This window comes from Pseudomonas putida, assembly GCF_050990305.1.
GTDB classification, from domain to species: Bacteria; Pseudomonadota; Gammaproteobacteria; order Pseudomonadales; family Pseudomonadaceae; genus Aquipseudomonas; species Aquipseudomonas putida_AH.
The window spans coordinates 3,440,361-3,458,825 of sequence record NZ_CP158817.1 but is presented as its reverse complement, the minus strand read 5'-3'; the positions used below and the strand labels follow the sequence as shown (position 1 = coordinate 3,458,825).

The window sequence follows — 18,465 nt, the reverse complement described above, 5'->3', positions numbered from 1 at the left end:
GTGGAGGTCTCTATGATCATTGACATCACGCAGAAGCCGGCAAGCCATTGCTGGGTCGTGTATTTGGATGCCCTGGAAGTGAATTTCAATAGCCTGGGCGAAGCACAGGCGTTTGTTGGCCAGCTCAAGGCACGTATCGACGCACCACATGCCTGGCCGATTTCCCCTGGCTGGGCAGCCGTTAGCAGATTGATGCCCGACCCTCGAATGGCTTGCGCCAAGGTAGAACAGGTGCACATCGACCTCGTGGAGTAACTCAATGGACCCGCACCGGGCGGAATTCGTGTGGATGACAACCCGATGAGCGCCCCTCGAGCTGTCAGTGGCCGCTGCGGCGCTGATCGTCGCATTGGCCATTGTTGGGGCGACGGTGTACGACGGGCGCCGCATATGCGATCCCAGGCCAGGTGTTGATGCTGGCAATGTGAGCGGGCATGGGAATGTCGTGACGAACATCGCGCAGGCAACTGACAAAAATCAAATGGTCAGAACAGGCAGGCATCAAATTTTGGCTTTACCACTGGGTTGAAATGGCCGGGTGCCGAGGTATCCCATGTCACAAATTCAACGTTTGCTCTTGATCGCTCCTTCAACCATGACGCGTACTCCGGCCTTCGACCGGGCCGCGGCGCTGGCGCTGGCCATGCATTTGCCGCTGCATATCGTGGCGTTCGACTTTTCACAGGCCCTGGCGGTCGCCGGGATGTTCGCCCCAGAACAATTCAGGCTGGCGCGGGACGGCTACTTGAAAGCCCACCGGCAATGGCTCGCGGGGCAGGCCGAAGCGATGAACAAGCAGGGTGTCGAGGTCACCAGTGAAGTGGTGTGGGTAAAGTGTCTGTACGAAGAGATTCTGCAATTCATCAGCGAGATGCCGCTGACGCTGATCATCAAGGACGCCCAGGAAGAGTCGGCGTTCAAGCGCGTATTTTACACACCTCTGGATTGGCAACTGCTGCGTGAATGTCCGCTTCCGGTACATCTGGTGACCACGCCCTTGAATCCTCGACCACGTAACGTATTGGCCATCATTGATGTGCTGCGCGATGAGAATCAAGACCGCGTGTTCAACGGTCAGATTATCGACGCCGCGGCGAAACTGGCCGCGGCGTGTGATGCCAGTCTCGAAGTGCTGCACGTGTTTGACTGGACAGCTGCATACGTTCAGGAGATGGGTTTTGCCTCGTTTGGAGTGGCCACCCAGATCAACGACATGGTGGGCGCCGCTCAACACGAGGCATTCGCGGCCATTGCTGCGCGCCATGGTGTGCCTGCGGAGCATCGTCACTTCAAGGAAGGTGCGCCCGTGGCGAGTATTTGTGAATTCGCCGCCGACCACGGCACGGATGTCATCGTCATGGGCACGGTGCAGCACAAAGGCTTGAGCAAACTTCTAGGCACCACAGCGGAACAACTTTTACATCGAGCACCGTGCAGTGTGCTGGCGATCAAGCCGGGGCACACGTTGCAATCCTGAGGACTGGATCGCCTCGTGATGGACCGTTGGCCGGAACATCGCGAGGCGATTTTTTACAGGTAAAGACGATGGATGACCTGACAGGTGTCGTCGGGATCATTGTGCGTCTCGAAACCCAATGCCTTGGCCAAGTCACGCATTGGCAAATTGCTGGCGGCGTCCACCGAATACATCTGGCGAAAGCCGTTTTTGCGAGCTGCGTTGATCAAATGGCGCATCAGTATTGTGCCCAGGCCTAAATGCACCCATTCGTCGGCGACCGTAACAGCGCATTCACAGGCATCCTCGCGGGTCGCCGCATAGCGGCTGACGCCGATCTCGACCAGTTGACCGTTGTCGTGGACCAGTGCGATGTACGCCAGGCGCTGTTTATTGTCGGTGTCCATCAACTGATTGAGCATCTCAGCGCTGGGCTCGTTGACCTGCGCGAGAAAACGCATATGCCGGGATTCGGGAGACAGTCGTTTGATGAAGGCGTATTCACGGTCGCGATCCTTGTTCGTGAGCGGCCGGATCAATACGTGACGGCCGTCCCTGAGCGCTTCGATCCAGTATTGACCGTCGACCGCGGTGTAGCTGGCCGCAGCCTGATCATTGTGGTCTTTGACGGTGAGCATGGGATGTTCCTCCAATGCGGTTTTGACAGTTGGCCGGCGGGAAAAGGCCGCGTTAGATGCCTTTTTACGCCGCTGTCTGCGCGAAAATTTGATCTGGATCAGAGACGGGTGTCGGGGGCATCAATTCAAGCGTGTTTGATGTAAATCAACCCGCCAGAGGTAGCAGGGCGCAGTGTTGAAGCATGCCTGCACGTAGAGAGCGGGGGCGAACGGAGGTGTGTGATGCGTCAATATCAACGGTTGCTGTTGATCGTCGATCAAAACCTGCAACAGTCCCCTGCAGTGCGGCGGGCCGTGGCGCTGGCCAAGGCCGCCGGGGCAAACTTGGATGTTCGAGTCTTTGTCGAGCCCACACCGATAGTGCATTTGTGGGAGGAGAAGGTCGACGATGCAGAGCAGCAACGCTACGTACATCGCTACCGTCGCTGGGAGGCCGAGGAGTTCGATCGACTAAGCGACCTGGATCTGGAAGTGACGGTCAAAGTCGTCTTTACCACCCATCCGCTGTTGGACATTTTGAGGACGGTCGAAGATCTAAAGCCAGACCTGCTGATCAAGGATGTAACCCTTGAACCGGTGCTGAAACGGGTGTTCATCACGCCACTCGATTGTCACCTGTTGCGTGAGTGCCCGGTCGCCGTGCACCTGGTCAGCCATGTCAGGTACAGCTTACCCCACCGGATCGTGGCGGCCGTGGACCCGTTCGACCCGGCGACACAAATCAGCGGTTTGAATGACGCCATCATCCAGACGGCCAATGCTCTGGCCTTGCAATGCGATGCACCCTTACACCTGCTGTACGCCTATGACTTATCGTCTGTCTTCAACAGCGACGCGCCATTGGCCGGGGGAGGTTGGGGCGTGGACTTTATCGAGCAGTTGCGTCAATCGTTGCACCAAGCGTTTGTGACATTGGCGCAACGCTACGGCGTGCCGCCTGAGCGGCGCCATTTCATCATGGGATTGCCGGTACCGGTGATCAATGGATTCGTCGAAGAGTTTCTGGCCGATGTCGTGGTGATGGGCGCTGTGCATCGGGTCGGGATCGACCGGCTGATCGGTAGCAATACCGAGCGGGCGCTGTACTCGGTGCCGGGGAGTATTCTGGCGGTCAGGCAGAGCGTTAGGGAGTGAGCACGATCGCGCCGCTGAATTGACCGGCCTGCAACCGTTCCAGTGCCTGATTGGCATCGTTGGGGCAAAATGGGCAACGTCGCAATGTCCATTCTGCGGCTAACGAGCAGACTTAAGCCTGGCCCTACGGGTGTGGGACAGTGGCTTGGGGATTAAAAGCAAAAGCCTGTGTTGGCTACTGCGTACTCCTCATGATGGAAAGTGTCACCTCAGGGGACGGTGGCAACCCACAATCAGTTGCTTGAGCCCGTCCATGTTCAGGATGTTGACGTCTCGCCCGGCGATTTCCACCAACTCTTGATCACGCAAGTGCGCGATTCCACGGCAGACGGTCTCCAGGCGCAGGCCCAGGTAGGAGCCGATTTCCTCCCGACGCATTTTCAGAACAAAGCTGTTGGAAGAGTATCCGCGTGAATTCAAGCGTTGCGACAAGTTCAGCAGAAAAGCGGCCAGACGCTCGTCGGAGTTCATATTGCCCAGCATCAACAGCAAGTCGTGATCCTGCACGATTTCCCGGCTGAGGATTTTGTTCAGGTTGTGCTGCAGCGTAGGCAGTTCACGGGCGAGTTTTTCCAAGTGCGCGAAATGGATGGGGCAGACCTCGCTGTCCTCCAAGGCAACCGCATCACATGTATGCGAATCGGTGCTGATGGCGTCCAGACCGAGCATTTCACCCGGCATCTGAAAGCCGGTGACCTGCTCGCGACCGTCGACCGAGAGAATACTGGTCTTGAATGAGCCGATCCGCACGGAGTACAGCGAACGCAGTGGATCGCCCGCGCGATAGAGCGTGGCGCCTTTTTTAACTTTGAAACGCTGCACGATCAGTGTGTCCAGGCGCAAGACTTCCTGAGGACTCAGGCCAAGCGGCAGGCACAGCTCCAACACGCTGCAGTTGGAACAAGCGGCTTTGAGGTGATGGTCGCGATACGTTCGAGTTTCAGTCATGTGAAAGCCCTGTATATCCGCTTGTAAAGCATAGATTCTTGAGTTCCCCGGGAAGGGATATTGGACCGTAAATGCTTACGGATCGATGAATGGAATCATGTCAATCGACGTTGCACGGTGACCGCCGCCAGGCTTGCAGCGCCATGGCATTGAAGTTTGAGTTAAATCAAGTGTCAGCGATGGCAGGTCCGCACAATTACATGAAGTGTTATCAGCCGGAAGGCGACTTGAGTCGAATGTGCATCTGACTGGAGCCACGTCATGAGCCAGTATCAACGGTTGCTGCTTATCCTTGACCCGACCCTGCGTGATTCTTCGCCCGTGAATCATGCAGCCGCACTGGCGAAGGCCAGCGGTGCGAGTTTGCACCTCGCGGCACTGATACCGTCGTTCAAATGGTTATCTTTGCTGGAGGAAGGCGATCGCACACTGGCGCGGAAAAACTACCTGCAGGACCATCGAGACTGGCTTGAGGGCCAGGCCAGAAAACTGCGCGACAGGGGGATCGATGCGACCACTGAAGTGGTTTGGGCCGAGGACCTGAAACAGGACATCCTTGAACACGTCGTGCAACTGCAACCCGATCTGTTGATCAAGGAGATCGTGCATGAGTCGGCACTCAAGCGCGCCATTTTCACACCTCTGGACTGGCATCTGTTGCGCCATTGTCCAGTCCCTATTTTTCTGGTGGGAGGGAGTGGATTCCTGTTACCACGCAAAATCGTGGCGGCGGTCGAGGTGTCCGCCGGGGATTCAACCGACAACGTGTTGAATGAGCGGATAATCAAGCAGGCCTCCAGCCTTGCCATGCAGTGTGAAGCCGAGCTGCATTTGCTGTACGCCTGCGACATGACGCCCGATTATCTGGCTGGCATGGGTGGCCTGACGTTCGGTGACCTAGCCAAAGTGCTGCGCAAGGACTTGGAAAAGGCCTTCCTGAGGCTGGCCGACCATTTTGGTGTTCCCAACGATCGTCGACATTTCATTCCAGGGCGTCCGGTTTCGACGCTGAGCGAGTTTGCCAATGAACACAAAGTGGATGTGATTGTAATGGGCAGAGTCCAGTCCCATGGAGTGGGGAAACTTCTGGGCAGCACGACCGAGCATATTCTCTATCAAGTGCCTTGCTGCGTTCTGGCGGTTTAATTCGAGTCGGTGCGTGTGGAGGTCGCCCTCGAGTCGACATTGAGTCCGATACGCACCGGACAAAGGATTATTTGCGCTTCCAGTACTTCTGCATTTCCAGAAACAGAAAGGATGCGGTCCAGGTGATCATTACCAGCCCGGTCAGGGCCTGCAAACCGGTCAGGTACTTGAGGTTGCCCTCCGGCGAAATATCGCCGAAGCCAATCGTTGTGTAGGTCGTGAAGGAAAAGTACACGCAGTCCATCAATGAGCCGTCGAAGTTGCCCGTCAGGCTGCCCCATCCAGCGGAGTGCACCATCAGGTAATACACCAACGCGAAGCACCAGACCTCTATCGCGTGGGCCAGCAGGGCGCCAAATACGCCGACAACAATCCTGAAGCGGCTCCACAGCTTTAGCCGTGGCAACCAATCATTCAGACGTAACAGGCATTCGTAGTGGATCACTACCGTCATGACGACCACCAGTGTATTGATCAGCATGACGACCAGCATGGCAAATCTCCAATGATGACGGGCTGAGGCTCAAGCGCTCACCGATCTGTGTTGCGCGCGCATGAGCCATTCATGGCGAAGTCGCTGATGTGATTGCCGGTCAATGCTTTCTACGCCTTGGGACGGGAAAATCGTTGAGGTATATCAACAAGGGCCGCTTGATCTGACAGCCATGCTGCCTGCGACTTAATTGATAAAAATCAGAGCTGCCGCTGGATAACGCCGGATACTCGAATAAGGTTTGAAGGAGCAGCATTCGATGCTCAAACTGAAACGCATTCTATTGATAGCGCCAAGCGAAATGACCCTGACGCCGGCGTTCGCCCGAGCGCGTGCCTTGGCGTGTGCGACCGGTGCGACCTTGCACATCGTCGCATTCGATTATGTTCAAGCACTGGCGGTCGCCGGCTTGCTTGACCACGATTCGATGGCACAGGCACGGGAGGGATATCTGCAGGTGCACCGCCAATGGTTGGAGCAGCAGGCGCGGTTGCAGCGCGGTATCGGAATGCAGGTGACTACGGAAGTACTTTGGACGAAGTCGAACTTTGCCCACTTGCTTGAGTATGTGAATGACTTCCATCCGGATTTGATTATCAAGGATACCCATCATGTTCCGGCGCTGGACCGAGCCTTCCACCGTCCGCTGGATTGGCGACTGTTGCGCGAGTGTCCAGCCCACCTACATTTGGTCACCAGTGAGGTAAATCCCAAGCCATTGAAAATTTTGGCGGCGATTGATTTGTCTCATCTGGAAGAGCTCACGCAGGGGCTCAATGATCGCATACTCGATCTGGCCTCGACGTTAGCGGCCAGTTGTGGTGCCGCACTGCATGTACTTAACGTCAGCCATTGGTCAGTCATGAGCGACGCGTCGCGGAGTGTGCCGACGGGCAGTCTTGATGACAGTTTGAGGGAGGCGGTTCAGGATGCCCAGCAAGAGGCTTTCGATGTGCTTGCCGAGCGCTACTGCATTAAAAATACACGCCGGCATTCACTGACGGGCATTCCCCATAAGGTCATCACATTTTTCGCGAAACACAATGCCTTTGACATGGTCGTACTCGGCACCGCCTATCACGACGGCCATGACGCATTTATGGGGACTACGGCTGAAAGTGTATTGAACCAGGCACCGTGCAGTTTGATGGTCGTCAAACCGTTGCTCGCTTCAAGCTGAACGAGGCACTGTCGATCATTTGCAGGCAATACTGACGGCTTTCTCGGCACGCTGGATTTCTTGCTTGACGTCCGTAGTGATTCGCTGCTCTTTGAGCTGTTGTCCAAGGAAGGGTTGATCGCCGCGCGACTTCACTTCTGCATCCGTTGCTGCGACTTGTGCTTGCACCGTGGCGGAGTGCTGCGAAATGACGGATTCGACTTCTTCGTTGGTTTTAGCGGTATCCAACGCGTTGATGAGCTTGCCCACTTCGGCTTTTTCCGCTTCGGCGTAGTCTTTGACAGACAAGCCGGCAGCCATGGCCCGCGCCTGGATCTCTATGCTCTTGAGGCGCTCTTGCGCGACCTTGCACAGCTCATCTTGTCGCTGGGTCTTGTTGGCTTCCCAGGTGCTTAATCCGTACGTCAAGCCACCCATCAGTGTCACGACGACAGCAACCCCAATCAATCCGCCTTTCACGGTCAGTTACTCTTAAAAGGAATGATCTGCAATTCTATTTTAGAGTTGAAAGACTAGCCCAGGATGTGGATGAAGGGTGCCAACTGCATCGCAGGCAAGCAAAAGATCCCAATGGCAAGCAGTGTCCGGTGGGATCAAAAAAACGTTGTTCGCTGCGCGGCAGTGCTTAGCCTTCAGATCCACTATCCGCTTGTTTCTTCCTATCGTCACCGGGGTTCGAAGCCGCTTAAAGGCAAAGTTACTGAGTGCCTGACGAATGGGAAATTGAAAAGCCCGGCGCTGGACGCCGGGCTTTTTACACGCGTGTGTTACTGCTTGGGTCGATTCAATCACTCGTGAACGATTCAGTCTTGCGCCGTTCACTGCCGTTGGAATTGCCGCTGTTTATCAACCTACGTTCCAGCAAAAATATTTTGTAAAGCCTGCCGGTCTGATGGGTCCAGTTGATGCTCTCGCTCCTTGAGTTCGAGCAGGATCGGACTGGACCACTGGCGATAGGTGTGCTCGGCACGACGAATGGATGACATCTCTCCCTCCTTGATCAGGCTCCTGCCAATAAAGGCGCCGCAGTTCAATACGAATGAGACCCTAGCCAAGGAAGTCGATTGTCGCCAGTGCAGCACGTCGGCGCTCAAGCCACTTTGCCCCAGACCCCCGTTGCCGCTGTACGGCGGACATAATCAGAAAAGTCTTTCGCTGGTCGTCCAAGTGCGCGTTGGACGCCATCTGTCAGTGGTGTGTTACGCCCGTCAAGCACGGTGGTGAACAGGTACAACACCAGATCGATCAACTCGGATGGCAATTGTTCCTGTTCCAACGCAGCACGATAGGCGTCTGGCGGCATGGCGAGGAAAGTGATATCGCGTTGGGTCGCCCGGGCGATCTCGGCTACGGCGTCGGCAAAGGTCAGGGCTCGCGGTCCTGTCAATTCATAAAGTTGCTCTGAATGCCCCGGTTGGGTCAGCGCGGCAACTGCGATGTCGGCGATGTCTTCGACGTCGACAAAAGGTTCTGCGATGTCGCCTACCGGCAGTGCCAGTTCTCCCTGCAGGATCGGTTCGAGGAAATGCGCTTCGCTGAAGTTCTGGCAGAACCAGCTGGCGCGCAAGATGGTCCAGTCGACACCGCTGTTCTGCACGACGTGCTCGGCCTGTTGCGCTTCCATTTCTCCACGTCCCGACAACAGCACCAGCTTGCCGACGCCGTTTTTGACAGCCTGATCCGTGAACGCCTGGATCGTTTCAAGGGCGCCAGGTACCGCAATGTCCGGTTGAAAGGAGATGTACGCCGCTTGAACACCCTCAAGGGCCGCCGCCCAGGTGGACCGATCCTCCCAATCGAAGGGCGGGGTGGCGCCACGGGAACCCAGGCGCAGGTTGTGGCCGCAGGCCTGCAGTCTTTGAGCAATACGACGTCCGGTCTTGCCGTTGGCGCCGAGGACCAGAATGGTTTGCTGATTACTGTTCATCGCGTTCATCTCCACTGATAATGTGAGTAATGCTCACGTTTAAAAGATGATAAACCCTCATGTTCTGTCGTCAATCAATGGAAAATGGATCCCGACATACGGTCATGGCCTATTGGGTGCGGGGGCTGGCGGTGCTAAGGTGAGTTAACGTCATGTTTTTAGTTCGGGAAGTGCGACCGTGCGCAGGAAAACCACAGAAGTACTCCAGGATTCGAGTCAAGAACCCACTCGACGCAATCCCACGCAACAACGCAGCCGCGAACGCCAGGAGCGCATTCTCTGCGTGGCGACGCAATTGATCGCGTCCAAGGGCAGCGATCAGCTGAAGATGAGTGAAATCGCGGAGCGCTCCGAGATCTCGATCGGCTCTCTGTACCAGTACTTTCCCGACAAAAGCTCGGTCATTCGCACATTGGCCGAGCGCTACAACATGGAAAGCCGCTGCTGTATCGAGCAGGCGCTGGGTGCGGTCGAGGATGTGTCAGGCTTGCAAGCGGCCTATTCGGGCTTGCTCGATCAGTATTACGAGATCGTTTTGGCGACGCCGGCGATGCGCGATATCTGGTCCGGCATGCAAGCGGACAAGCAGTTGTTATCGCTGGAACTGGAGGAGAGTCGCATTGCTGGCGGGATACTGGCCGAGGCGATGCTGCGGGTTTACCCGCACAGCGATGCGCAGCAAGTTCGGGAGTCGGCGTTTCTGATCTGGCATCTGGGTGAGGCGACCATGCGCCTGGCGATCTCCTGCGGGCCTCAGGAGGGGCGTGATTTGGTCGAGGCGTTCAGGCGCATGTCGGTGCGCGAGATCATGCAGCCAGCCTGCACAAACACAACGCCTGAGTGACGGATGCTTGGCAAGCCTCAGGCGGTTAAATCGAATCCTCTCGACTCAACCGCCGAAGCGGTTGCCTATACGAAAGGTTGGCCGGTAAAACCACGGGGCAATCTTTGCAGGCCGGGCAGGGCGGTCAGGCGCTCGGTCCAGGCTTGGCGCCAATCAGCAACGGATCGGGTGGCTCGGGCTTTACGTGAGGCGCGGCGAGCGGCGTTGCGTTGGTCTTTACGTGCCTCTTTGTAGGCGTCGGTATTTCGGCAGCTCCTGCATTTGACCCGATTGAGTTCGCGGGTCGAGACGAGATTGCTGCCTTTGTGACCGCAGGCCAAGTGCCCGCTGACGTTGAAGTGAGTGACCATTGGGACGTCTCCTTGTGACGTGTGGTCGTTTGACCTCCCGTGGCCAGGTGACGTTCGTTATTTTCTTCGGCGCAAAAAAATCCCGGCATCTGGCCGGGCGGGGGACAAGCATGAAGCTGTCGGGCAGGCACCCGCTCGGTGACGAATTCGTCGCCGATCATGCCTGCGCTGGCAAACCGACTCTTCGCATCAACTGTCCGGATCGACTCATCTGAACCGTGGCAGCGGCCGATCGATGGGTTTGAGCGATGACAAGGTATTGCGGATGATCGGGGTATCCTTTTCGATTTCGTTCAGGCGATCGCGAATCCTGAGGGCAGTCGGGTGTCCGCCGCCTTGATGATCGACCCAGTCAGCAATCTCCTTGCACGCCGCAGCCAGGCGAACCTGACGGGAATCGAGCAGGGTGAGCAGGGTGGTGATGGACTCTTTTTCGGACATGGGAAACACCTCCGTTGAAGACACCTGGCAGGGCATATGCAGGAGCAGCCGACGATGCTCGATTGCTTGTGATGGGTCGCTAACGATGACGTGTGCCGACAGACTGCACACGTCGTTCTTTAGTCCATCGCGAGCATGCTCGCTCCTACAATGATGAAGCGTTGGTCCTTCAGATCTTTTCAGTATAGGCCCGTAAAAGGCCCGTGAAGGCTCATCAGCCTTGGCGGGCCGTTACTTGTGACCTGGCATTCAGCTGCCGGCAAATGCGTTGGGCGTCGTCCTCAAGATCGTAACCGTCACCGATGAAACCGTTGGTGCGGGTATCGGCAATGCGGTACCAGACGGCGGCTTCAGGGGCGGGATGACCGGTTTCTCCAGCGCGTCGGCCATGAATGATGATCTTGTTGCAACGCTTCACGACGAATATGTCTTCCATGGCTTCACCGCGGCTGATTCGTGTACAGATCAACTATAGAAGTCATTTGTAATCGTGCAAAAAATAGGCAGGTCAATTCGTCGGCTCACTCGCCAACTTTTCCAGTAACAAGGCCAGCCCGACTTCTTCGGCACGCAGGCCTTTTCGCGCTCTCGGCCTGGGCAATCCGGCCAGTGCACCGAGCGCAAACCCTTCGAGTACCGCCGGATGTATGTAGCACTTGCGGCACACCGCAGGCGTGTTGCCCAACTGGCGGGCGACGCTTTTTACCATTTCCACGACCTGGCGTTTCGCTTCGGCTTCCGGTTGCCATTGCAATGTACGCAACATCGCCAGTGCCAGGACGCTGCCGGCCCAGGTGCGGTAGTCCTTGGCGGTGAAGTCCGCGCCGGTCAGGGTTTGCAGATAACCGTTGACGTCGGCGGACGTGATGGTGTGGCGCTCACCGTGTTCATCAAGGTACTGGAAGAGGTTTTGTCCGGGAATGTCCTGGCAACGTTTAATAATCCGCGCCAGCCGACGGTCCTTCACGGTGATTTGATGTTCGATGCCGCTTTTGCCGCGAAACTGAAACAGGATCGCGCTGCCGTTGATTTCAACGTGACGGCTGCGCAAGGTGGTCAAACCGTACGAGCGGTTGTCCCGCGCGTATTGCGTATTGCCGATTCGGATCAGCGTGGCGTCGAGCAAGGTGATGACAGTGGCCATGACCTTGTCTCGGTTGAACCCCGGCGCTGCCAGCAGCGCTTCGAGTTGCGTGCGCAGTTTCGGCAAGGCCAATCCGAAATCCCGCAGCCTTGAATACTTGTCGCTGTCGCGAACTTCCCGCCAGCGCGGGTGATAGCGGTATTGCTTGCGACCGCGAGCGTCGCGACCGGTGGCTTGCAGATGCCCGCGCGGGTCGCTGCAAATCCACACATCGGTGTAGGCCGGTGGCACTGCCAGTGCGTTGATGCGCTGAATTTCGACAGGGTCGGTAATGCGGTGGCCGGACGGGTCGAAATAGCAGAACTTGCCGCGCCGTTTCTTGCGGGTGATACCAGGCAGCGTGTCATCGACGTAATGCAGGTCGGGCGGCAGCGCTTCGGGCATGGCGATTGTCCTGGGCGAAGATCTGGGGTGGTTAAAGCCATTGACCCCACGCCAGCGCAGTCGTGCCGATGTCTTTACGCCAGAACGGCCACCGCCTTGATCTGAGCCCAGAGTTGTTGCCCGGGGTGCACATTCAACTGGTCGCGGGAGAATCGGGTGATCCGCGCCAGCAAGGGTGTTCCCGCCGCATCCAGGCGCACCAGCACATGGGCGGCGTTGTCGGCCCCCATTTCGCTGACCACGGTGACGGGTAGACGATTGAGGATGCTGCTGTGTTCTGCGTTGTGCAGGCTCAGGCTCACATCCCGCGCCTGAACCTTGCAGCGCAAGGCCTGGCCCGGTGTCATCGGCGTATGCGCCACACGAATATTCAAAGGCGTGTCAGGCAGTTGCAGGGTCAGCAACTGGTAGTCGGTGTCATAGCGGCTGACCCGACCTTCAATGACGACGCCAGCGTCATCGCCCAGCGCCAGCGGTAAATCCAGGCGGGCCAGGGTCTGGCCGATGGGGCCGCTGGCCAGCGCCTTGCCGTCGCTGAGCAGGACGATATGGTCGGCCAGCCGTGCCACCTCATCCTGGGAGTGACTGACGTACAGCACCGGGATATCCAGTTCGTCGTGCAGACGTTGCAGGTAAGGCAGGATTTCGCCCTTGCGTTTGGCGTCCAGCGCTGCCAGCGGTTCATCCATCAACAACAGCTTCGGGCTGGTGAGCAGGGCACGGGCAATGCCGATGCGCTGCCTTTCACCGCCGGACAGGTGCTGCGGATGGCGATCGAGCAGGTGGCCGATGCCCAGCAATTCGGTCGCGTGGGCCATGTCGACCCGACGCTGCTGTTTGGGAATTCGTTTCAGGCCGAATTCCAGGTTAGCCAGCACCGACAGATGGGGGAACAAACTGGCTTCCTGAAACACGTAACCCAAGGCTCGTTTATGCGGTGCGACGAAAATATTCTGGTCGCTGTCTTGCCAGACTTCATCGTTGACTTGAACAAAGCCTCGATCGGCTCGTTCAAGGCCCGCAATGCAGCGCAGGCAGGTGGTCTTGCCCGAGCCCGAGTGACCGAATAGCGCAGTGACGCCACGACCGGGCAATTGCAAATCGACGTCCAGGGCAAACCCCGGGTAACTCAGCTTCAGGCGCGTTTGAATCATCGATCAGCTCCAGCCCGCTTTGGTTTTTCGGCTGGAATAAAGCGCCAGCAGTACCGCAAAGGAGAACACCAGCATCGCCCCGGCCAGCCAATGGGCCTGGGCGTATTCCATGGCTTCGACGTGATCGTAGATCTGCACCGACACCACGCGGGTCTTGTCAGGAATGTTGCCGCCAATCATCAGTACCACACCGAACTCGCCGACGGTATGGGCGAAACCGAGGATGGCCGCCGTGATGAAACCGGGGCGGGCCAAGGGCAGGGTGACGCTGAAAAACGTGTCCCAAGGATTGGCGCGCAAGGTCGCAGCCACTTCCAGTGGGCGTGTGCCAATGGCGGAAAAGGCGTTTTGCAGCGGTTGAACCACGAACGGCATCGAGTACAGCACCGAACCGATGACCAACCCGGCAAAACTGAAAGTGAGGGTGCCAAGCCCCAGTGACTGGGTGAACTGGCCGATAAACCCGTGAGGGCCGAGCGCCAGTAACAGGTAAAAACCAATCACCGTGGGTGGCAGCACCAGGGGCAGGGCGACGAACGCCCCGACCGGGCCGCGCAACCAGGATCGGGTGCGCGAGAGCCACAACGCCAGTGGTGTGCCGATCACCAACAGGATGACGGTCGTCAGGGACGCCAGTTTCAGGGTCAGCCAGATGGCGGAAAAATCGGCACTGGTGAGCGTCATTTAGAGTTGGTAACCGTAAGACTTGATGACAGCAGCGGCTTTCGGGCCTTTGAGGTAATCAACCAGTGCCTTGGCGGCCGGGTTGTCTTTACCCTTGTTGAGGATCACTGCGTCTTGTTTGATCGGATCATGCAGGGCGGCGGGGACGATCCAGGCCGAACCGCTGGTGACTTTGCCGTCTTTGTAAATCTGCGACAAGGCCACGAAGCCCAACTCGGCATTGCCGGTGGACACGAATTGATAGGCCTGGGTGATGTTCTGGCCTTCAACGATCTTGTCCTTGACCTTGTCGGTCAGGCCTTCTTTGGCCAGCACCTGGGTTGCCGCCAGGCCATAAGGCGCCGCTTTGGGGTTGGCGATGGACAAATGCTGGTACTGGTTATCGCTCAGTACTTTGCCCTTGGCATCGACATAACCTTCCTTGGCGGACCACAGCGCCAGGGTGCCGACCGCGTAGGTAAAGCGCGAGCCCTTGACCGTGTCGCCTTCTTTTTCCAGTTTTTCCGGGGTGGTGTCGTCTGCCGAGAGGAACACCTCGAACGGTGCGCCATTCTTGATCTGGGTGTAGAACTGACCGGTCGCGCCGAACGAGGTCACCAGTTTGTGGCCGGTGTCTTTTTCGAAATCGGCGGCAATGGCCTGAATCGGTGCGGTGAAGTTGGCGGCGACGGCCACCTGGACTTCGTCTGCCTGGGCAGAACCGAAGGCGAACACAGCAATCAAAGTCGCCAGGCAAGTCGGGGCAAAACGTGAGGCACGAATGGTCATGAAACGGCTCCGTTATAGGCAGGTGTTACGAGGGGGTGATTCGTTATGTAGCTGAATATATAGCGAAATGCCTGCAAACGGAATGTGTTGTACCGGCTGTGCTTGGATCTAGGATGCAAACACTTGACTGTGGCGAGGGGATTTATCCCCGTTCGGCTGCGCAGCAGTCGTAAAGCAATCTGGTTGTATGCCGGGTTCTCCGCAGTTGCAGGTATTGGGGCTGCTTCGCAGCCCAACGGGGATAAATCCCCTCGCCACAGATATCTGCCCGGCCGCTAGTTATTCGCTTGTTCAACGGCCAAGCAATTTCGCCAGGCCTTCTTCGGCTAGCTTTCGGGTCAATTGCGCAGTCGACAATTCAACCCCCAACGTAAACGCTTGCCCGGCCCAAAGGTTACTGAAATCCGCTTCGCCCTTGGCCCGCAACGGCATCAGTGCGCCACCGGCCAGTGGGAACGCTGGAGCCATGGCACTCATCGGTCCCAGTTCGCGCATCACCCGATTGAGAATGCCCCGTGCCGGGCGCCCGGTGAAAAGATTGGTGATGGCCGTTTCGCTTTCCTGCGCGGTGCGCAGCGCCTTGTGATGCGACGCGCTGACCTTCGCTTGCGGCGTGAACAGATACGCCGTCCCCACTTGCACCGCCGAAGCCCCCAGCATGAATGCCGCCGCGACCCCCCGAGCATCGGCGATACCGCCAGCAGCGATCACCGGCACTTTCACTGCATCGACAATCTGTGGCACCAGGGCGAAGGTGCCGACCTGACTGCTCAGGTCATCGCTGAGAAACATCCCGCGGTGCCCACCCGCTTCGTAGCCCATGGCGATGATCGCATCGCAGCCATGCTGCTCAAGCCAGACGGCTTCCTCGACCGTAGTGGCCGATGACAGCACCTTTGCCCCGGTGGCCTTTACCCGGTCCAGCAGGGATTGCTCCGGCAGGCCAAAGTGAAAGCTGACGACTTCGGGGAGAAATTCCTCGATGACGTCGCAGCCAGCGGCATCGAACGGTGCACGGTTGGACACTGGCGTCGGGGCCTCGAAATCGACACCCAGTTCACGGTAGTAGGGCTCCAGCAGATGCTTCCAGTCTTGGGCGCGTTGCTCATCAACGGGCGGTGGTTGATGGCAGAAGAAATTCACGTTGATCGGGCGCTGAGTGTGTTGGCGGATGACCCTCAACTCTTCGCGCAATTGCTCGATGCTCAACATGGCCGCGGGCATCGAACCCAGGCCGCCGGCGTTGCTTGCCGCGATGACCATCGAAGATTGGGTGGCGCCCGCCATGGGAGCCTGGATGATCGGCAGTTCGATCCCGAGCAGATCAAGAATGCGAGTGTCTGGCCATTGGCTCATGTAGGGTGCTCTCCGAGGGTGAAACCGGGCGGTGACCGTAGAGACAAATTTGTAGCAGCATGACTGATCCGAGGCCAGTCATGTTTCCTCTTGCAAGCCGAACATCGGGTTCGATGAATTGGCTTAAAGTCGAGTACGGGAATTTTTTGCGATATGGTATTTAAATACCCATCACAATCAGTGAACGCACCGGAGGCAGTCATGTTTCAAGGCATTTTGATCAACAAAGACGACAGCGGGTACCGAGCCACTTTGCAGCAGATCAATGACGATCAACTGCCCGAGGGCGACGTGACGGTCCGTGTGGCGTATAGCACCTTGAACTTCAAGGATGGCCTGGCGATCACCGGCAGCAGCCCGGTGGTGCGCAAGTTCCCGATGGTGCCGGGGATCGATCTGGCGGGCACTGTCGAAACCAGCGGGCATCCGGATTACAAGGCGGGTGATCAGGTATTACTCAACGGCTGGGGTGTGGGTGAAGGGCATTGGGGCGGTCTTGCGCAAAAAGCGCGTTTGAATGGCGACTGGCTGATTCCGTTGCCCAAGGCATTTACCGCCGCTCAAGCCATGGCCATCGGCACCGCTGGCTACACGGCGATGCTGTGCATCCTGGCGCTGGAGCATAACGGCGTGACGCCGCAGCAAGGTGAAGTACTGGTCACCGGCGCCAATGGTGGCGTGGGCAGTTTCGCCATCGCACTGCTGAGCAAACTCGGTTACCGAGTGGTCGCATCCACCGGTCGCACTTCGGAGCATGACTACCTCAAGCAATTGGGTGCCACTGAAATCATCGATCGCAGCACCTTGTCCGAACCGGGCAAACCCTTGGCCAAGGAGCGCTGGGCGGCGGTTATCGATTCGGTCGGCAGCCACACCCTGGCCAACGCGTGTGCCAGCACCAAGGCCAACGGCACTGTCGCCGCCTGTGGTCTGGCCCAAGGTATGGAATTCCCGGCGTCTGTCGCACCGTTCATTTTGCGTGGTGTGACCCTGGCCGGCATCAACAGCGTGACGCAACCCAAGGCCAAGCGTGTAGAGGCGTGGGGGCGGCTGGCACGAGATCTGGATTTCAATCTGCTGCCGCTGATCAGTCACGAAATCGGTTTGAGCGAAGCCATTGAGGCGGCGCCGCGCTTGCTGGCAGGGCAATTGCGCGGGAGGGTGGTGGTTGACGTGAATCGCTGAAGGTACGTGGATCTCTGTTGGGGGCGAGCTTGCTCGCGATGAGCCACAGAATTTCGCGGGGTATCAGGCACCCAGCGTTAACGTTGACCACCATCGCGGGCAAGTCAGGTCGCCGCATCGCTCGCTCCTACAAGGGTGAAGTGGTGTTCTCGCGTTCCAGCAACTGCCGCTTGCGTTCCACCCCCCAGCGATACCCCGACAGATTGCCATCGCTGCGCACCACGCGATGGCAGGGGATCGCCACCGCCAGGCTGTTTGCGCCGCAGGCTTGTGCCACGGCGCGAACCGCTTTGGGGGCACCGATGCGCAGGGCGATATCGGCGTAACTGGCCGTGCTGCCGACCGGGATCTCCCGCAAAGCCTGCCAGACGCGCTCTTGAAAGGCCGTTCCGCGCACATCCAGTGGCAAGTCCAGGCCCAGGGCCGGCGCTTCGATAAAACCCACTACCGTGGCGATCAACTGCTCGAAAGCCTGATCGGCGCCGATCAAGTTGGCGCGGCGAAACTTGTCCTGCAGATCACAGACCAATTGCTGAGGATCATCACCCAGCAGAATCGCGCACACCCCGCGTTCGCTTTGCGCCACCAAAATCGCCCCCAGGGAGCACTGTCCCACGGCAAAGCGTATATCGTTGTTCTGGCCAGCGTCGCGGTAATCGGCGGGCTTCATGCCCAGTACCTGATCCGCAGCCTCGTAGAAACGACCATTGGAGTTGAAGCCGGCATCGTACAGGGCGTCGGTGATTGAGCCTCCGTGCGCCAGTCGCTCCCGTACCCGGCGTGAACGATGAGCCGCAGCGTAGCCCTTGGGTGTCAGGCCGGTGACCGCCTTGAACACCCGATGGAAGTGAAAGCGGCTCAACCCTGCGGCCTGGGCCAGTTCGTCCAACGCTGGAAGCTCCTCGGCGGTTTCGATCCGACGGCACGCGGCGGCCACCGTGGCGGCATGTTGGGCGGCCAAATCGCTTTGATCCTTCGTCGCGCGTTTGCTCGGGCGGTAACCCGCCGCTTGAGCCAGTTCGGCGGTGTCGAAGAATTCGACATTCTGCGGTTTGGGCAAACGCGCCAGACTACTGGGGTTGCAGTAGATCCCGGTGGTTTTCACCGCGTACACGAACTGCCCGTCAGCCTGGGGATCGCGGGCGATAACAGCGGCCCAGCGTGGATCGTTTTCGGTGGTGATTTTTGTCGATTGGCTTGTCATGGCTTTTCATCCGTTGACCCGTTTGCCGC

The 18,465-nt window shown here is 58.0% G+C and carries 21 protein-coding genes and 1 pseudogene; 7 read left to right on the top strand and 15 right to left on the bottom strand.

What is annotated here, in order from left to right:
* Nucleotides 1–12: 12 nt before the first annotated feature.
* A complete protein-coding gene (locus tag ABTV22_RS15585) occupies nt 13–255 on the top strand; it encodes a hypothetical protein (protein ID WP_433735405.1) in 243 nt (80 codons plus the stop codon).
* A 298-nt stretch (nt 256–553) separates the two neighbouring features.
* Nucleotides 554–1,477, top strand: a complete 924-nt coding sequence (locus ABTV22_RS15580) for a universal stress protein (RefSeq protein WP_433735404.1) — start codon at nt 554–556, stop codon at nt 1,475–1,477.
* A gap of 53 nt (nt 1,478–1,530) precedes the next feature.
* On the opposite strand, the gene ABTV22_RS15575 is transcribed toward ABTV22_RS15580, so the two are convergent.
* Nucleotides 1,531–2,094 (bottom strand): N-acetyltransferase family protein, encoded by a 564-nt coding sequence (locus ABTV22_RS15575; RefSeq protein ID WP_433735403.1) that lies wholly within the window; start codon nt 2,092–2,094, stop codon nt 1,531–1,533.
* A gap of 222 nt (nt 2,095–2,316) precedes the next feature.
* Here ABTV22_RS15575 and ABTV22_RS15570 point away from each other — a divergent pair, with 222 nt between their 5' ends.
* Entirely contained in the window at nt 2,317–3,228 is a 912-nt protein-coding gene (locus ABTV22_RS15570; protein WP_433735402.1) for a universal stress protein, read from the top strand.
* 204 nt (nt 3,229–3,432) lie between these two features.
* Here the strand turns inward: ABTV22_RS15570 and ABTV22_RS15565 are convergent, their stop codons facing one another.
* A complete protein-coding gene (locus tag ABTV22_RS15565; protein WP_433735401.1) occupies nt 3,433–4,176 on the bottom strand; it encodes a cyclic nucleotide-binding domain-containing protein in 744 nt (247 codons plus the stop codon).
* 261 nt (nt 4,177–4,437) lie between these two features.
* Between ABTV22_RS15565 and ABTV22_RS15560 the strand changes: the two genes are divergently transcribed.
* The gene (locus ABTV22_RS15560) at nt 4,438–5,322 is read left to right on the top strand and encodes a universal stress protein (RefSeq protein ID WP_433735400.1); all 885 of its coding nucleotides are present in this window, start codon (nt 4,438–4,440) and stop codon (nt 5,320–5,322) included.
* A 67-nt stretch (nt 5,323–5,389) separates the two neighbouring features.
* Here the strand turns inward: ABTV22_RS15560 and ABTV22_RS15555 are convergent, their stop codons facing one another.
* Complete coding sequence (locus ABTV22_RS15555) at nt 5,390–5,815, bottom strand: potassium channel family protein (protein ID WP_433735399.1); 426 nt, start codon at nt 5,813–5,815, stop codon at nt 5,390–5,392.
* 259 nt (nt 5,816–6,074) lie between these two features.
* Between ABTV22_RS15555 and ABTV22_RS15550 the strand changes: the two genes are divergently transcribed.
* On the top strand, nt 6,075–6,995 hold the full coding sequence (locus ABTV22_RS15550) for a universal stress protein (protein WP_433735398.1): 921 nt from the start codon (nt 6,075–6,077) through the stop codon (nt 6,993–6,995).
* A 15-nt stretch (nt 6,996–7,010) separates the two neighbouring features.
* Here ABTV22_RS15550 and ABTV22_RS15545 read toward each other — a convergent pair whose 3' ends face one another.
* From ABTV22_RS15545 to ABTV22_RS15535, 3 genes and pseudogenes are all read right to left on the bottom strand, one after another.
* On the bottom strand, nt 7,011–7,454 hold the full coding sequence (locus tag ABTV22_RS15545; RefSeq protein ID WP_433735397.1) for a hypothetical protein: 444 nt from the start codon (nt 7,452–7,454) through the stop codon (nt 7,011–7,013).
* A 325-nt stretch (nt 7,455–7,779) separates the two neighbouring features.
* Nucleotides 7,780–7,981 (bottom strand): annotated as a pseudogene (locus tag ABTV22_RS15540) (hypothetical protein).
* 104 nt (nt 7,982–8,085) lie between these two features.
* Complete coding sequence (locus tag ABTV22_RS15535; RefSeq protein ID WP_433735396.1) at nt 8,086–8,922, bottom strand: NAD(P)H-binding protein; 837 nt, start codon at nt 8,920–8,922, stop codon at nt 8,086–8,088.
* 178 nt (nt 8,923–9,100) lie between these two features.
* Here ABTV22_RS15535 and ABTV22_RS15530 point away from each other — a divergent pair, with 178 nt between their 5' ends.
* On the top strand, nt 9,101–9,766 hold the full coding sequence (locus ABTV22_RS15530) for a TetR/AcrR family transcriptional regulator (RefSeq protein WP_433735395.1): 666 nt from the start codon (nt 9,101–9,103) through the stop codon (nt 9,764–9,766).
* 65 nt (nt 9,767–9,831) lie between these two features.
* Here ABTV22_RS15530 and ABTV22_RS15525 read toward each other — a convergent pair whose 3' ends face one another.
* The 8 genes from ABTV22_RS15525 to ABTV22_RS15490 all read right to left on the bottom strand — a co-directional run bounded on the left by ABTV22_RS15525 (nt 9,832) and on the right by ABTV22_RS15490 (nt 16,047).
* Nucleotides 9,832–10,116 (bottom strand): hypothetical protein, encoded by a 285-nt coding sequence (locus tag ABTV22_RS15525; protein WP_433735394.1) that lies wholly within the window; start codon nt 10,114–10,116, stop codon nt 9,832–9,834.
* 207 nt (nt 10,117–10,323) lie between these two features.
* The gene (locus tag ABTV22_RS15520) at nt 10,324–10,557 is read right to left on the bottom strand and encodes a hypothetical protein (protein WP_433735393.1); all 234 of its coding nucleotides are present in this window, start codon (nt 10,555–10,557) and stop codon (nt 10,324–10,326) included.
* A gap of 214 nt (nt 10,558–10,771) precedes the next feature.
* Nucleotides 10,772–10,993: a hypothetical protein gene (locus tag ABTV22_RS15515; RefSeq protein ID WP_433735392.1), complete on the bottom strand. Its 222-nt coding sequence runs from the start codon at nt 10,991–10,993 to the stop codon at nt 10,772–10,774.
* A gap of 72 nt (nt 10,994–11,065) precedes the next feature.
* On the bottom strand, nt 11,066–12,085 hold the full coding sequence (locus ABTV22_RS15510) for a DNA topoisomerase IB (protein ID WP_433735391.1): 1,020 nt from the start codon (nt 12,083–12,085) through the stop codon (nt 11,066–11,068).
* A gap of 74 nt (nt 12,086–12,159) precedes the next feature.
* Nucleotides 12,160–13,239 (bottom strand): molybdenum ABC transporter ATP-binding protein, encoded by a 1,080-nt coding sequence (gene modC / locus ABTV22_RS15505; protein WP_433735390.1) that lies wholly within the window; start codon nt 13,237–13,239, stop codon nt 12,160–12,162.
* Nucleotides 13,240–13,242: 3 nt separating this feature from the next.
* Nucleotides 13,243–13,923 carry a molybdate ABC transporter permease subunit gene (modB, locus tag ABTV22_RS15500; RefSeq protein WP_433735389.1) on the bottom strand — a complete coding sequence of 227 codons (681 nt, stop codon included), beginning with the start codon at nt 13,921–13,923 and terminating at the stop codon, nt 13,243–13,245.
* Nucleotides 13,924–14,691: a molybdate ABC transporter substrate-binding protein gene (modA, locus tag ABTV22_RS15495; protein WP_433735388.1), complete on the bottom strand. Its 768-nt coding sequence runs from the start codon at nt 14,689–14,691 to the stop codon at nt 13,924–13,926.
* A 291-nt stretch (nt 14,692–14,982) separates the two neighbouring features.
* Complete coding sequence (locus ABTV22_RS15490) at nt 14,983–16,047, bottom strand: NAD(P)H-dependent flavin oxidoreductase (protein ID WP_433735387.1); 1,065 nt, start codon at nt 16,045–16,047, stop codon at nt 14,983–14,985.
* Between the two features lie 201 nt (nt 16,048–16,248).
* On the opposite strand from ABTV22_RS15490, the gene acuI reads away from it, so the two are divergent.
* Nucleotides 16,249–17,232 (top strand): acrylyl-CoA reductase (NADPH), encoded by a 984-nt coding sequence (gene acuI, locus ABTV22_RS15485; RefSeq protein WP_433735386.1) that lies wholly within the window; start codon nt 16,249–16,251, stop codon nt 17,230–17,232.
* A 127-nt stretch (nt 17,233–17,359) separates the two neighbouring features.
* Here acuI and ada read toward each other — a convergent pair whose 3' ends face one another.
* Nucleotides 17,360–18,436, bottom strand: coding sequence for a bifunctional DNA-binding transcriptional regulator/O6-methylguanine-DNA methyltransferase Ada (gene ada / locus ABTV22_RS15480; protein ID WP_433735385.1), 1,077 nt, complete (start codon nt 18,434–18,436; stop codon nt 17,360–17,362).
* Nucleotides 18,437–18,465 lie beyond the last annotated feature (29 nt).